Source organism: Enterobacter cloacae complex sp. S3 (assembly GCF_014930495.1).
Lineage (GTDB): Bacteria > Pseudomonadota > Gammaproteobacteria > Enterobacterales > Enterobacteriaceae > Enterobacter > Enterobacter asburiae_B.
The window spans coordinates 16340-30841 of sequence record NZ_JADBRD010000020.1 but is presented as its reverse complement, the minus strand read 5'-3'; the positions used below and the strand labels follow the sequence as shown (position 1 = coordinate 30841).

The 14502-nt window shown below is 56.5% G+C and carries 11 protein-coding genes; 5 read left to right on the top strand and 6 right to left on the bottom strand.

Annotated features, from left to right (window positions below):
• Positions 1-3: 3 nt before the first annotated feature.
• Entirely contained in the window at positions 4-1233 is a 1230-nt protein-coding gene (locus IM317_RS13005; protein WP_033146181.1) for an MFS transporter, read from the bottom strand.
• Between the two features lie 97 nt (positions 1234-1330).
• Here IM317_RS13005 and IM317_RS13000 point away from each other — a divergent pair, with 97 nt between their 5' ends.
• A complete protein-coding gene (locus IM317_RS13000; RefSeq protein ID WP_032659380.1) occupies positions 1331-2221 on the top strand; it encodes a LysR family transcriptional regulator in 891 nt (296 codons plus the stop codon).
• On the opposite strand, the gene IM317_RS12995 is transcribed toward IM317_RS13000, so the two are convergent.
• On the bottom strand, positions 2218-2406 hold the full coding sequence (locus IM317_RS12995) for a YfgG family protein (RefSeq protein ID WP_053087497.1): 189 nt from the start codon (positions 2404-2406) through the stop codon (positions 2218-2220). The genes IM317_RS13000 and IM317_RS12995 overlap by 4 nt on opposite strands.
• Before the next feature lie 352 nt (positions 2407-2758).
• On the opposite strand from IM317_RS12995, the gene IM317_RS12990 reads away from it, so the two are divergent.
• Entirely contained in the window at positions 2759-4999 is a 2241-nt protein-coding gene (locus tag IM317_RS12990) for an EAL domain-containing protein (RefSeq protein WP_033146180.1), read from the top strand.
• Between the two features lie 4 nt (positions 5000-5003).
• Here the strand turns inward: IM317_RS12990 and ppx are convergent, their stop codons facing one another.
• The 4 genes from ppx to purM all read right to left on the bottom strand — a co-directional run bounded on the left by ppx (position 5004) and on the right by purM (position 10489).
• Positions 5004-6542 carry an exopolyphosphatase gene (ppx, locus tag IM317_RS12985; protein WP_023308773.1) on the bottom strand — a complete coding sequence of 513 codons (1539 nt, stop codon included), beginning with the start codon at positions 6540-6542 and terminating at the stop codon, positions 5004-5006.
• Positions 6543-6545: 3 nt separating this feature from the next.
• Complete coding sequence (ppk1, locus tag IM317_RS12980; RefSeq protein ID WP_033146179.1) at positions 6546-8606, bottom strand: polyphosphate kinase 1; 2061 nt, start codon at positions 8604-8606, stop codon at positions 6546-6548.
• A 207-nt stretch (positions 8607-8813) separates the two neighbouring features.
• Positions 8814-9455, bottom strand: a complete 642-nt coding sequence (gene purN / locus IM317_RS12975; RefSeq protein WP_023308771.1) for a phosphoribosylglycinamide formyltransferase — start codon at positions 9453-9455, stop codon at positions 8814-8816.
• Positions 9452-10489 (bottom strand): phosphoribosylformylglycinamidine cyclo-ligase, encoded by a 1038-nt coding sequence (purM, locus tag IM317_RS12970; RefSeq protein WP_033146178.1) that lies wholly within the window; start codon positions 10487-10489, stop codon positions 9452-9454. Before purM ends, purN begins: the two co-directional genes overlap by 4 nt.
• A 266-nt stretch (positions 10490-10755) precedes the next feature.
• Here purM and IM317_RS12965 point away from each other — a divergent pair, with 266 nt between their 5' ends.
• The 3 genes from IM317_RS12965 to uraA all read left to right on the top strand — a co-directional run bounded on the left by IM317_RS12965 (position 10756) and on the right by uraA (position 14412).
• On the top strand, positions 10756-12186 hold the full coding sequence (locus IM317_RS12965; protein ID WP_033146177.1) for a 6-phospho-beta-glucosidase: 1431 nt from the start codon (positions 10756-10758) through the stop codon (positions 12184-12186).
• Positions 12187-12412: 226 nt separating this feature from the next.
• Positions 12413-13039 carry a uracil phosphoribosyltransferase gene (gene upp, locus IM317_RS12960; RefSeq protein ID WP_023308769.1) on the top strand — a complete coding sequence of 209 codons (627 nt, stop codon included), beginning with the start codon at positions 12413-12415 and terminating at the stop codon, positions 13037-13039.
• Between the two features lie 83 nt (positions 13040-13122).
• Positions 13123-14412, top strand: coding sequence for a uracil permease (gene uraA / locus IM317_RS12955; protein WP_029739962.1), 1290 nt, complete (start codon positions 13123-13125; stop codon positions 14410-14412).
• Positions 14413-14502: the final 90 nt, after the last annotated feature.

The window sequence follows — 14502 nt, the reverse complement described above, 5'->3', positions numbered from 1 at the left end:
TTTTTATGTATCGGAGATATTTGCCGGAGGCGGCGTTTTGTACCCGTTTGTCAGCGTGGCGCTCTGGATACAGTGCGATACAGTTTGCCTGCCAGGACGACGCACAATCGCTATCGCCAGCCCGGCAATCACCAGCGTCAATCCCGTTGATACCCACATTGCACCTGCGATCCCCAGCGTTTTATTCAGCCACGCATAGGCAAACGGTGAGGCTGCCGCCATCAGCTGGCCGGGGATAAGCAGCATCCCCGTGCGGCGGGCATAGCTTTCGGTGCTAAACAGCTCCAGCGGCAGGGTGGCTTTTACGATGGTGACCAGCCCGTTGATGGCGCCGTAGCCCAGCACAAACCCGGCCGCACACCACATAAACAGGGCGCTGCTCATCCCCAGAAGAAAGCAGAGCGGCATGGCGAGCGCGGTAAAAAGCGTCAGTTTGAAGGGGGTTAAGCGGGCACCCGCCAGCACTTCCAGCGAGCGGGCGCCCGTCTGGCCGACTCCCCACAGCATGCCGATGGCGACCGGCAGGCCGAAGTGGGCAATAAACTCCGGCAGATGGGTGGACGTGCCGTTAGAGACAAAGGTGATGAGGGCAATCAAGGCGGCATAAAGCCAGCCGTTACGCCGCTCGTTGTTCAGCGGCGGCGCGGTGACCTTTGTCGTCACCGTCAGCCGCTGCCGGGGAAGCGTTCGAATCAGCATCGCGCTCAGCAGGCCGAAGAGCGCGTAGACGCGCAGCGCTTCCTGCCAGCTCATGACCTGAAGCAGAGCATCGCCCAGCGGCCAGAAAACGGCGGAGGCCAGCCCGCCCGCCAGCGTGACGCGTGAGATTGTTCTTCGCGCCTGCTGCCCGTAGAGGTTTACCAGCGCGGCGAACAGCGCGTCGTACAGCGACAGGCGCATCCCTACGCCGCCGATCAGCCAGGCGCAGTACCAGCCAAAAAGCGTCTGGGTATACGCCATCCCAGCGCAGCTTGCGGCGATCAGCAACGTGCCGCTCATCACCACCTTCTGACCGCCAAAGCGTGCCAGCAGGAGGGCGACAAACGGAGAAACCGCCGCCATCACCAGCATCGCCAGCGTCAGGCCGAGGTAAATCTGCGGTGATGACCATCCCCGGTCGGCTGAAATCGCCAGCGCAAAGGTGCCGGGCATATAAAACGAGATCCCCCAGTTGATAAGCTGATTACATCCCGCCGTGAGGGCGAGGCGGCGTGGCAGGGCGGGTGTTTCCATTGTTTTTCATTCCGTTATGCAGTTGTCCTGAGCATAACTCGCGCGCTATTGTGCTGGCAGGGCAGCAACCTTATGCGCGGTATAAGAGAAACTTTGAATGACAACGCTTAATCTGGGCTATCTCGCCACCTTCCGTCTGGTGATCCAGCGCGGCAGCTTTTCAGCGGCAGCGGATGCGCTGGGTATTTCCCAGCCCGCCGTCAGCCTGCAAATACGTCAGCTGGAGCAGTTTCTGCAAACGCGGCTGGTGGAGCGGACCGGGCGAGGGATTAAGGCTACGGCTGCCGGGCAGGCGTTGCTGGCGCATGGGGAGCGTATTCAGCTGGCGGTGGATGACGCCATCCGGTCCGTGAGCGCATTCAGCCACGATGTGAGCGGCACCATTACGCTTGGCACGGGGGCAACGGCCTGCATCCATCTTCTGCCGCCGCTGCTGGAGAAGCTGCGTCGAGACTATCCGCTCCTGAGCGTGGGGGTGACGACGGGCAACACCCTCGACATCGTCAGGGCCATCGAAGAGAACCGGCTCGATATGGGGCTGGTGACGCTGCCGGTGAGCGGCAGAGCGCTGGACGTCATGCCGGTAATGGACGAAGAGTTTGTTTTTATCGCGTCGCGGGAGCAGCAGGACGCTTTCAGGGATTTTACCCCGGAGGCGCTGCACGCTCAGCCGCTGATTGCCTTTGAATCAGGCAGCGGTACCCGGGCGCTGATCGATGGCTGGTTTGCGGCTAATGGACTAGCGATCGCACCGGTGATGCAGCTTGGCAGCATCGAGGCGATCAAACGCATGGTTCGCGCGGGGCTGGGCTACAGTATTGTGCCGCGAATGGCGGTCGAACAGGATGCCGATCGCGAAGGGCTATGCGTGATGTCGCTTACGCCCATGCTGCAGCGGCAGCTGGCGGTGGTAATGCGACAGGATAAAATCCTCAGCAAAGGGATCGCGGCCATTATTCGGCTCGTGCAACATCCTGCGGCTGTTTAGCGATCGGTGGTGTCGACGGTCAGGCTGGATTGCTGCGACTGGGTTTTGTCCTGATGGTGGTACCAGGCGCCAATTGAAGAGTAAACGAAGCGGCCAAAGAAAAACAGGAAGCTGATGAGCAGTATGATGCGGGTCATTCGGGTATTAAATTGATGTCGTTTGCGCATACGCATGACCTGACTCACTCTGTTTTTCCTGGATAAGCCCTTTTGGGCGACAAGGATATTAAGGCACAGCGGGAAGGCTGGGTCAATTCTGCTGTGTGTAAATAACCGTCAATGTTTACATTGATTAATGTTATTGAAATTAATTAATGCATTTACCATATTGATAATATGAAGAAAATAATTTCAAAAAAACGCCGCAAAAAGTTATTTGCGTAAAGTAGTTTGATTTAAGTCAACGGCTTCCCGGCCCTGATATTTAAAATCCTTCCTCCATACAGTTCGCCCCTCACCTTGCCGGGCGGCGCGTACGTCAGGTTGGATGCCTGTCTTTATTTTCCCTCTGGAGCGAAAGGGGTTTAACCGGGCATCTATGAACATTCTGGCTTTCCTGAAAAAAAATGAAAACCGCTGGTGGGCATTGCCGCTTATTTTGCCTGTGGTTTTACTTCCCGTGCTGAGCATCGCGAATACATTCACGCAGCTGGGCGACGGCATTGCGGCACTCTATTATTTACCCCTCTCATTTTTGCTTTCGCTGATGATGTTCTTTGGCCTGGAAGCGCTGCCCGGGATCGTATTGTCGCTGTTTATCCGCTATTACCCGTCGGTCGGGATGTTTGAAACCGTCGCGGGGATCCTCCATTTTGTCGTCCCTTTAGTGCTCAGCTGGGGTGGCTACCGGGTGTTTGCTCCCAGACGGAATATGACCGCGTACGGCGACGTGCGGCTGATGGCGCAGCGCATCTTCTGGCAGGCGTTCTGCCCCGCGACGCTATTTCTGGTGCTGTTCCAGTTTGCGGTGTATTTAGGTGTGTATGAGAGCCGTCAGAGCCTTGCGGGATTAAATCCCCTCAATATTCGCACGCTCATCAACTATCAGACGCTGCTGGTCAGCGGGCTAACGGGCGTGCCGCTGAGCTATCTGCTGATCCGCCTGCTTCGTCATCCGCGCTATATCAAAAGCCTTCTCTCGCAGATCCGTTCCGAGATAGACAAAAAGGTGACGGTCGTTGAGTTGTTGGTGTGGGCTATCGCGCTTGGCGGACTGCTTTCGCTGCTGCTGCTTCCGATGAATGAGAACAGCTCCATTTTCACCACCAACTACACCCTTTCCCTGCTGATGCCGGTGATGCTCTGGGGCGCGATGCGTTTTGGCTATAAGCTGATTTCGCTTATCTGGACGCCGATACTGCTGGTGTCTATTCACTATTTTTACCGCTATATCCCGGTGAACCCGGGGTATGACATTCAGCTGGCGATCACCTCTTCCAGTTACCTGGTCTTCTCGTTCGTGGTGATTTATATGTCGATGCTGGCGACCCGGCAGCGCGCGGCGAACAAACGCTCCCGCAGGCTGGCGCTGCTCGACCCGGTCGTCCATATGCCTAATCTGCGGGCGCTGTCGCGCGATCTGGCGAAAAACCCGTGGTCGGCGCTCTGCCTGCTGCGCATTCCGGAGCTGGAAATTCTGGGCCGAAATTACGGTGTGTTGCTGCGGATTCAGTACAAGCAGCAGCTGGCGCAGTGGGTGAATGGCATTCTCCAGCCCAATGAGCTGGTGTATCACCTGACCGGGTATGACCTGGCGGTACGGCTCAACGCGGAATCGCACCAGCAGCGGATTGAAGCCCTGGACGAGCATATCAAGCAGTTCCGCTTTGTCTGGGACGGCATGCCGCTGCAGCCGCAGGTGGGCGTGAGCTATTGCTATGTCCGGTCCCCGGTTAACCATCTTTATCTGGTGCTTGGCGAACTGGGCGTGGTTGCCGACCTGTCGCTCTCCTCCAACCATCCGGAAAACCTTCAGCAGCGTGGGGCCGTCCATTTGCAGCGCAGCCTGAAGGATAAAGTCGCGATGATGAGCCGCCTGCAAAAGGCGCTTGATAACGACGAATTCACCCTGCTGGTTCAACCCGTTCGCGGCATGCGTGGCGATTGCTATCACGAAGTCCTGCTCCGGATGCCGGATATCAACGGGCTATTGATCTCCCCCGACCAGTTCCTGCCCGTCGCGCAGGAGTTTGGTCTCTCCTCGCGGGTAGATTTATGGGTGCTGGAGCACACCCTGCGCTTTCTCGCCGCGCATCGCGAAAGACTGCCCGGCCAGCGCTTTGCCATTAATCTTGCCCCGTCGACCGTGTGTCGGGTGCAGTTTCCGCTTGAGGTGAATCGCCTGCTGGTGAAATACGCCATTGAGCCGTGGCAGCTAATCTTTGAAGTGACGGAGTGCAGCACTTTTTGCAATGCGGAACAGGCGCTACACATCCTCCGGCAGCTGCAGAAAATGGGGGTACGTATTGCAATTGATGATTTTGGCACCGGCTATGCGAGCTATGCGCGGCTGAAAAGCGTGGACGCGGATATTCTCAAGATTGACGGCAGCTTTATTCGCAATATCGTCAACAACAGCCTGGATTATCAGATTGTGGCGTCTATCTGCCATCTGGCGCGTATGAAAAAGATGCTGGTGGTGGCGGAGTATGTCGAAAGCGAAGAGATACGTAGCGCGGTTCACGCGCTAGGCATCGATTATGTGCAGGGTTATCTGATTGGCAGACCGGCACCGCTTGAGTCACTGCTGGAAGCAGAGGCGTCCACCGCGGACGCCTGAGCCGTTACGCGGCGACGTCGGCGCTCTCTTCTTCAATTTTGAGCAGCCAGCCGGTGACCGCTTCCCAGTACTGCTGCTCTTTTTCCAGATCCAGCAGGACCAGCGCGTTCTGGCTGAACCAGTCGTGCGGGAAGCTCAGCGTCCAGTGATGGTCGTCGGTTTTAAGCTTCAGCGTGGGCGGCGTGGTGGTGGCCTGACGCTGGTTATTGAGCAGCACGCCCAGGCGCAGCAGCTGAATAAGCGGCAGGAACTGTTTTTTCTTGAACAGCGTAAAGCGCGGCAGGTCGTCAAGCTTGATGGCTTTGCGGTGATAACGCACCAGGGTCGCCATCATGGTTTGCTGCTCCTGGTTGAAGCCAGGCAGATCGCTGTTTTGCAGAATATAGGCCGAATGGCGGTGCATCCCGCTGTGGTTGATGTTCAGCCCCACCTCGTGCAGCATCGCGGCCCATTTCAACAGCGCGGCAAGCTGCGGGTGCGCGAGCTTCGGATTCTGCTCCTGCCACTGTTCGTACATCTGCACCGTGGTGTCCAGCACGCGCTTCGCCTGTTCACGGTCGATGTTGTACTGGTTGGCGAGACTTTGCGCGGTGCGGCTGCGAATATCCTGATGGCGGAAGCGGCCTTCCATCTCATACAGCACGCCTTCACGCAGCGCACCGTCCGACAGACGCAGCTCTTTTATGGCGAGGGCATCAAACACGCCGCAGAGAATAGCCAGCCCCGGCACGAATACCGCTTTACGCTCGTCGGAAAGACCCGGCAGGCTTAAGGCGTCAAAACTTTTATGCTTCAGCACTTCTTCGGTCAGCAACGTCAGGCGTTCGGGCGTGATAAACCCGTCTTTTTCACCCATCGCCAGCAGCACTTCATGCGCCGCCTTGATGGTGCCCGACGCGCCCAGCGCCACGTTCCAGCCCTGAATACGGTACTGCCAGGCCAGATTTTCCAGCTTCTGGACAGCCGCCATACGCGCGCGCTGGAAGTTCTCGCGGGTGATGGTGCCGCCCGGGAAATACATCTGCGCGAAGCTGACGCAGCCCATTCGGCGGCTTTCCACCAGGCGCGGCTCAAAGTCTTCGCCGATCACCAGCTCCGTTGAGCCACCGCCGATATCGATAACCAGCTTGCGCCCTTTTTCCGGCTGGGTGTGCTCAACGCCCATGAAAATCAGACGCGCTTCCTCGTTGCCGGAGATGATCTCAATCGGGTAGGGGATCACTTTTTCGGCCCGCTTGAGGAACTCCGGGGCGTTCAGGGCCTGGCGCAGGGTGTGGGTACCCACGATGCACACGCTGGAGGGCGAGAAGCCCTGCAGGCGTTCAGCAAACAGCGACAGGCAGTTTAACCCGCGCTCCATCGCCTCTTCGCTGAGCATGCTGCGTTCATCAAGACCATCCGCCAGGTGTACGCGCTGCTTCAGACGACCGATGATCTGCAGCGCGCCATCCACCTCACGGGCGATGACCATGTGGAAACTGTTAGAGCCAAGGTCGACCGCGGCGAATTCCTGCGGGCGTGGGGTCTTATCATTTATCGGCATAGGTTAATCGGGTTGCTCGAGTGATTTGATATAGTCGTAAATCGCCAGTTGCGACCGCACTTTGCGGCGGTTGCCGCGCGGTACATAGCGGTTACTGAGTTCTTTGTCGATATAGCGTGCTTTCACGGTATCGCTGAACAGAATCTCGATGATGTCGAGGATCTGCTGCTTCAGTCGCGGATCCAGCAGCGGTGCCGCGACTTCAATACGGTAGTCAATATTGCGCGTCATCCAGTCTGCCGAAGAGAGATAGACCTGTTTATCACCCGCATTATCAAAAATATAGATCCGATCGTGTTCCAGGTAACGGTCAACGATGCTGATCACACGAATATTGTCGCTGATGCCTTCCAGTTCCGGGATCAGCGAGCACATGCCGCGGATCAGCAGGTTAACCGGCACGCCGGAGCTGGATGCCGCGTACAGCCTGTCCACCAGCCCTTTGTCGACCAGGTTGTTAAGCTTCAGCGTGATGCCGGACGACAGCCCTTTCTGGGCATTGGCGATCTCTTTATCGATCATATCGTACAGCAGGCGGCGCGAGTTCTGCGGCGAGACCAGCAGATAGTCAAAGCTCACCGGACGGTACGGGTTTTCGATAAAGTTAAAGACCCGGCGCACTTCGTTAGTGATGCGGGCGTCGGCGGTTAAGAGCGAGTAGTCGGTATAAATTCGCGCCGTTTTCTCGTTAAAGTTCCCGGTACCGATGTGGGCATAACGCACTACATCGTCGCCCTCTTTACGGGAAATCAGGAACAGCTTGGCGTGAATTTTCAGACCCGGCGCGGAGAAGATGACGTGCACACCGGCTTCCGTCAGACGGCGCGCCCAGTGAATGTTGGCCTCTTCGTCGAAGCGCGCCTGCAGCTCAACCACCACGGTGACCTTTTTGGCGTTGTGCGCCGCATGGATCATCGCGTCGATGATGCGGGAATCTTTTGCCACGCGGTAGATGTTGATTTTGATCGCCAGCACGCTTGGATCGAACGAGGCCTGACGCAGCAGTTCGAGCACGTGCTCAAACGTGTGATACGGATAGTAGAGCAGCACATCGCGTTCGCGAATGGCGTCGAATCCGTTGCGGAATTTATCGAACCACAGATGGCGCAGGCGCGGCAGCGGCTTGTTCACCAGATTGGCTTTGCCGACGTTCGGGAAGCCAATAAAGTCTTTAAAGTTGTGGTAACGACCACCCGGCACGATGGAGTCATAGCGCGAAATGGTCAGTTTCTCGCGCAGCATCTCCACCATGGCGTCCGGCATATCGCGCTGATAAACAAAACGTACCGGCTCGGCCGTCAGGCGCTGTTTCAGGCTGGAGGACATCAGCTCCATCAGGCTGGCTTCCATCTCGTGCACCAGGTCATATTCGGCGTCACGGGTCATTTTCATCGAATAGGCGTTTAACGCATCGTAATCGAAGAAGCCTTTGAATATGTCGTCCAGACAGTAGCGCAGGATGTTATCCAGCAGGATCATCGGCTTGCGTCTGCGCGGGGTTTCCGGCGGCAGGTTCACAAAGCGCGGCACCTTGTCGGACGGGATCTCCAGCAGCGCGTAACGGATAGATTCACCGCGAATAATTTCCACCGCCAGGTAGGTGTAATCATCCTTCAGGAACTGAACCAGATCGGTTTCGCGGTTGATCAGAATCGGGGTAATGTGCTGGCGCAGATAGTGTTTGAAGTAGTGGCGCAGCCAGTTTTGTTGGTTAACGGAAAGCTGGCGTTCGTTAATCAGGAAGATTTGATTGCGCGCCATCTCCAGCAGCAGTTCGTTATACAGGCCGTCAAATTCCTGATCGGCTTTCAGCACGCGGGACTGGATTTTGCCCAGCAGATGCCGCGAGTGCGAGTTTAAGCCCTGTTCTTCGCTGATGATGATGCGTCTTTTCAGCTCGGCAAAGCGAACCTTGTAGAACTCATCCAGGTTGTTGGAATAAATGCCCAAAAAACGCATGCGCTCGATCAGCGGGTTACTTTTGTCTGCCGCTTCCTGGAGTACACGTTCGTTGAATGCTAACCAGCTTAGCTCTTTCTCGATATATAACTTTTCCTGACCCATTACAGCTCACACTCCAGTTCAATCACAGGACGTGGTAAATCCGTCTCGTCCTTATTATGGCGAGCATTTCCACGATATGTCCAACAGTGCCAGAAAAGTATGACAGTTATTTTTTTTGTTGGGGATTTTAGAAGGTTGGAGAAGGGAATATCGGGTAATGCAATGTACAGGTCGGGTAAGCGCAGCAGCGCCACCCGACGTAACAAACTACTCTTCGGCCGCATAACCCTGCGGGGGTAACTTCACGCCGTCCAGCCAGGCTGCGCCGTCGCGCATCTCGAGACGCCCGTCGACAAACCAGCTGACCACCAGCGGGTAAATGGCGTGTTCCTGGGTCTGCACGCGTTCCGTCACGTCTTCTTCGCTGTCGCCGTCAAAGACCGGAACTTTGGCCTGCAGGATAACCGGACCGCCGTCCAGCTCGTCGGTAACGAAATGCACGGAGGTACCGTGCTCCTCATCGCCGTTTTCCAGAACCTGACGATGGGTATGCAGGCCGGGATATTTCGGCAGCAGGGAAGGGTGGATATTCAGCAGACGACCGGCGAAGTGTTCGACGAAGGCCGGGCTCAGAATACGCATATAGCCCGCCAGCACGACCACGTCCGGCGCGTAGGCATCAATCTCATGCACCAGCTCGCGGTCAAAGGCTTCACGCCCGGCGAACTGGCTGGCTTCCAGCGCGTGCGCGGGAATGTTCGCTTCCCGCGCGCGCTCAAGGCCGAACGCGTCGGCCTTGTTGCTGAAAACTGCCCGAATGGTGCCATTGATTTTCTTCTGCTTGCAGGCGTCTATGATGGCCTGCAAATTGCTTCCGTTGCCGGAAATGAGCACCACGATGTTTTTCATTCAATGACCACACGCTGTTCGGAATCGGAAGCTTTAATCGTACCGATTTTCCACGCGTTTTCACCTTTTTCAGTCAGCAGTTTAACCGCTTTATCCGCTTCGCTTGCCGGCAGGGCGATAACCATGCCCACACCACAGTTAAAGGTGCGGTACATTTCGTGAGAGCTCACGTTGCCCGCGGTCTGCAGCCAGTTAAACACGGCCGGCCACTGCCATGAGGATTCGTCGATCACCGCCTGGGTGTTATCCGGCAGGACGCGCGGGATGTTTTCCCAGAAGCCGCCGCCGGTCAGGTGAGCGATAGCGTGAACGTCGACCTTCTCGATAAGCTCAAGCACGTTTTTCACGTAGATGCGGGTCGGCGCCAGCAGATGGTCAGCCAGCGGTTTACCGTCCAGCTCGGTGGTCAGCGGATCACAGCCGCTCACTTCGAGGATTTTACGCACCAGGGAGTAGCCGTTGGAGTGCGGGCCGCTGGAGGCGAGCGCGATCAGCACATCGCCATCGGCCACTTTGCTGCCGTCGATAATTTCTGATTTTTCTACTACGCCGACGCAGAAGCCCGCGACGTCATAATCTTCGCCGTGATACATGCCCGGCATTTCTGCGGTTTCACCACCGACCAGCGCACAGCCGGACTGCAGGCAGCCTTCGGCGATACCGTTAATCACGCTGGCAGCGGTATCCACATCCAGTTTGCCGGTTGCGTAGTAATCGAGGAAGAACAGCGGCTCTGCGCCCTGTACCACCAGGTCATTCACGCACATCGCGACCAGATCGATACCGATCGTGTCGTGACGTTTTAAATCCATCGCCAGGCGCAGTTTGGTGCCTACACCGTCAGTACCCGAGACCAGAACAGGTTCACGATATTTTTGCGGCAGCGCGCACAGTGCGCCGAATCCACCCAGACCACCCATCACTTCCGGGCGGCGGGTTTTTTTCACCACACCTTTGATTCGGTCAACCAGCGCATTACCTGCGTCAATATCAACACCGGCATCTTTGTAGCTGAGAGAAGTTTTGTTGGTCACGGCTTAAATCCCCACGCGATTGCATAGCTAGTAAGAAAAATCGGCGCAATTCTAACAGTCCAGGCAAACGTTTGCGAGCCTATTCTGGACGTGGGGATCTTTTTTTCTGTGTACCTCGTGAATGCAGCCAAACTTGACTCTGTTCACGAAAATGAAACCGGTTTCTGAGAACTGCTTGCAACGATTATTCCCTTTGCACATCATCGAACTGAAACCGGTTTCTGTAATTGTTTTTGCAGAAAATAACGCAGAATGAGGGAAAGCGAATGTCGGGATTTAAAGCAGATTTTCTGTGGGGCGGGGCCGTTGCGGCGCACCAGCTGGAAGGCGGCTGGAAAGAGGGCGGCAAGGGCGTGAGCGTCGCCGATGTGATGACCGCGGGGGCGCACGGCGTGCCGCGTGAAATCACCAACGGCGTGCTGGAGGGGAAAAATTATCCTAACCATGAAGCCATCGATTTCTACCACCGCTATAAAGAAGACATCAGACTCTTTGCCGAGATGGGGTTCAAATGCTTCCGCACCTCTATTGCCTGGACGCGGATCTTCCCGAAAGGTGACGAGCTTGAGCCTAACGAGGCTGGCCTGAAATTCTATGACGATCTGTTCGACGAATGCCTGAAGTACGGCATCGAACCGGTTATCACCCTGTCTCACTTCGAGATGCCTTTCCATCTGGTTACGGAATACGGCGGCTGGCGCAACCGTAAGCTGATCGACTTCTTCGTTCGTTTTGCAAAAGTGGTGTTCCAGCGCTACCAGCATAAGGTGAAGTACTGGATGACCTTCAACGAGATCAACAACCAGGCTAACTTCCACGAAGACTTTGCGCCGTTTACGAACTCCGGGCTGAAGTACGCGCCGGGTGAAGACCGTGAGCCGGTGATGTTCCAGGCGGCGCACTACGAGCTCGTGGCCAGCGCCCTGGCGGTGAAGGCGGGGCGCGAGATTAACCCGTCGCTGCAGATTGGCTGCATGATTGCCATGTGTCCTATCTACCCGCTGACCTGTGCGCCGGAGGATATGATGATGGCGATGAACGCCATGCACCGCCGCTACTGGTTCACCGACGTACACGTGCGCGGCAGGTACCCGCAGCACCTGCTCAACTACTTCGAACGTCGCGGCTTCGCGCTGGATATAACCGAAGAAGATAAAGCCGCGCTGAAGCAGGGCTGCGTCGATTACATCGGCTTCAGCTACTACATGTCCTTCGCCACCAAGGCGACGGCGGACAACCCGCAGCTGGATTACGACGAAAGCAAGAGCCTGGTCTCTAACCCCTACGTGCAGAAATCCGACTGGGGCTGGCAGATTGACCCGGTCGGGCTGCGCTACTCCCTGAACTGGTTCTGGGATCACTACCAGCTGCCGCTGTTTATCGTTGAGAACGGCTTTGGCGCGATCGACGTGCAGGAGAGCGACGGCACGGTGAACGACCAGTACCGTATTGATTATCTGGCCGCCCATATCCGCGAGATGAAAAAAGCGGTGGTGGAAGATGGCGTGGATCTGATGGGCTACACCCCGTGGGGCTGCATCGACCTGGTGTCTGCCGGCACGGGCGAAATGAAAAAACGCTACGGCTTTATCTTTGTGGATAAAGACAATGATGGAAACGGCACGCTGAACCGCAGTAAAAAGAAATCGTTCGACTGGTATAAGCAGGTGATTGCGAGCAACGGCGAGAACCTGTAATTGTCGGGTGGCGCTAACGCTTACCCGACCTACACTACACGTAGGCCGCGTAAGCGCAGTGCCACCGGGCAGAACCCCGCACCCAAGCCGGAGTCTCGCCTCCGGTTTTTTTGTCTCTAAATCACTTTGCTTGATATACGTCAAGCAACATGGGTATGGCCTAATCCGAAAAAAGCGGTATAATCCCGCGATTTTTTTGCGGACGCCACCTCAGAGGAGAAAGAGAATGAAGATTGTGGAAGTGAAACACCCACTCGTTAAACACAAGTTGGGCCTGATGCGTGAGCATGACATCAGCACGAAGCGTTTTCGCGAACTGGCATCTGAAGTCGGCAGCCTGCTGACTTACGAAGCGACCTCTGATCTGGAAACAGAAAAAGTCACCATCGAAGGCTGGAACGGCCCGGTGCAGGTTGAGCAGATCAAAGGTAAGAAAATTACCGTGGTGCCAATCCTGCGTGCCGGTCTCGGCATGATGGAAGGCGTGCTGGAGCACGTGCCAAGCGCGCGTATCAGCGTGGTGGGTATCTACCGTAACGAAGAAACCCTTGAGCCGGTTCCTTACTTCCAGAAGCTGGTCTCTAACATCGACGAGCGTATGGCGCTGGTGGTTGACCCAATGCTCGCGACCGGTGGCTCTATGATCGCCACCATCGACCTGCTGAAAAACGCGGGCTGTAACAGCATTAAGGTGCTGGTACTGGTTGCGGCGCCGGAAGGGATCGCGGCGCTGGAAAAAGCGCACCCGGACGTTGAGCTGTATACCGCCTCTATCGACCAGGGCCTGAACGAGCACGGGTACATCATCCCGGGGCTCGGCGATGCCGGCGATAAGATCTTTGGTACGAAATAATCGAATAACGATAAATAAGCCGACTTTGATAGTCGGCTTTTTTTTGAATAAAACACCAACAATACTACACAGAGGAAAACACTATGACGCGCCGTGCTATCGGGGTGAGTGAAAGACCGCCGCTTTTACAGACTATCCCGCTTAGTTTGCAGCACCTGTTCGCCATGTTTGGCGCAACCGTGCTGGTGCCAATCCTGTTCCACATTAACCCGGCCACCGTGCTGCTGTTCAACGGCATCGGTACGCTGCTGTACCTCTTTATCTGTAAAGGCAAAATCCCGGCGTATCTCGGGTCGAGCTTCGCCTTTATCTCGCCGGTGTTGCTGCTGCTGCCGCTGGGTTATGAAGTCGCGCTGGGCGGCTTTATCATGTGTGGCGTCCTGTTCTGCGTGGTGTCCTTCATTGTGAAGAAAGCCGGTACCGGCTGGCTGGACGTGATGTTCCCGCCTGCGGCGATGGGCGCCATCGTTGCGGTCATCGGTCTTGAGCTGGCGGGCGTCGCGGCGAATATGGCCGGTCTGCTGCCTGCTGACGGCCAGTCACCGGATTCCAAAACCATTATCATCTCGCTGGTAACCCTGGGCGTGACGGTGTTTGGCTCCGTGCTGTTCCGCGGCTTCATGGCGATTATCCCGATCCTGATCGGCGTGCTGGCGGGCTATGCGCTCTCCTTTGCGATGGGCGTGGTGGACACCACCCCGATTGCTCAGGCGCACTGGTTCGCGCTGCCAACCTTCTATACGCCGCGCTTTGAATGGTTTGCTATTTTCACCATTCTGCCTGCGGCGCTGGTGGTCATTGCGGAGCACGTCGGCCACCTGGTGGTGACGGCGAACATCGTTAAGCGCGATTTAATCCGCGACCCGGGTCTGCACCGCTCCATGTTTGCGAACGGTTTCTCCACCATCATCTCCGGTTTCTTCGGCTCGACGCCAAACACCACTTACGGTGAGAACATCGGCGTGATGGCGATTACCCGCGTCTACAGTACCTGGGTTATCGGCGGCGCGGCGATTATCGCCATTCTGCTCTCCTGTGTCGGTAAACTTGCGGCAGCGATTCAGATCATTCCGGTGCCGGTAATGGGCGGCGTTTCTCTGCTGCTGTACGGCGTGATCGGCGCCTCCGGTATTCGCGTGCTGATTGAATCCAAAGTGGATTACAGCAAGGCGCAAAACCTGATCCTGACCTCCGTTATCCTGATCATCGGCGTGAGCGGCGCGAAGGTGCACATTGGTGCGGCCGAGCTGAAGGGCATGGCGCTGGCGACCATCGTCGGCGTGGGCCTGAGCCTGATCTTCAAGCTGATCTCGGTCATCCGCCCGGAAGAAGAAATTCTCGACGCGGACGACAGCGAAAAAGCACCACATTGATCGAAAAGTCGGGCGAGGGATCGCCCGGTTCTCTCCTTGCAGGTTCCGTGTTAAACTCCATTCCGATTTTACGTAGGATCTCTGGTTGAG

Excerpts from the sequence above, each read along its gene's own strand:
- IM317_RS13005 (WP_033146181.1), bottom strand. The coding sequence starts at position 1,233 with ATGGAAACACCCGCCCTGCCACGCCGCCTCGCCCTCACGGCGGGATGT.
- IM317_RS13000 (WP_032659380.1), top strand. The coding sequence starts at position 1,331 with ATGACAACGCTTAATCTGGGCTATCTCGCCACCTTCCGTCTGGTGATC.
- IM317_RS12990 (WP_033146180.1), top strand. The coding sequence starts at position 2,759 with ATGAACATTCTGGCTTTCCTGAAAAAAAATGAAAACCGCTGGTGGGCA.
- ppx (WP_023308773.1), bottom strand. The coding sequence starts at position 6,542 with ATGCCGATAAATGATAAGACCCCACGCCCGCAGGAATTCGCCGCGGTC.
- ppk1 (WP_033146179.1), bottom strand. The coding sequence starts at position 8,606 with ATGGGTCAGGAAAAGTTATATATCGAGAAAGAGCTAAGCTGGTTAGCA.
- purN (WP_023308771.1), bottom strand. The coding sequence starts at position 9,455 with ATGAAAAACATCGTGGTGCTCATTTCCGGCAACGGAAGCAATTTGCAG.
- IM317_RS12965 (WP_033146177.1), top strand. The coding sequence starts at position 10,756 with ATGTCGGGATTTAAAGCAGATTTTCTGTGGGGCGGGGCCGTTGCGGCG.
- upp (WP_023308769.1), top strand. The coding sequence starts at position 12,413 with ATGAAGATTGTGGAAGTGAAACACCCACTCGTTAAACACAAGTTGGGC.
- uraA (WP_029739962.1), top strand. The coding sequence starts at position 13,123 with ATGACGCGCCGTGCTATCGGGGTGAGTGAAAGACCGCCGCTTTTACAG.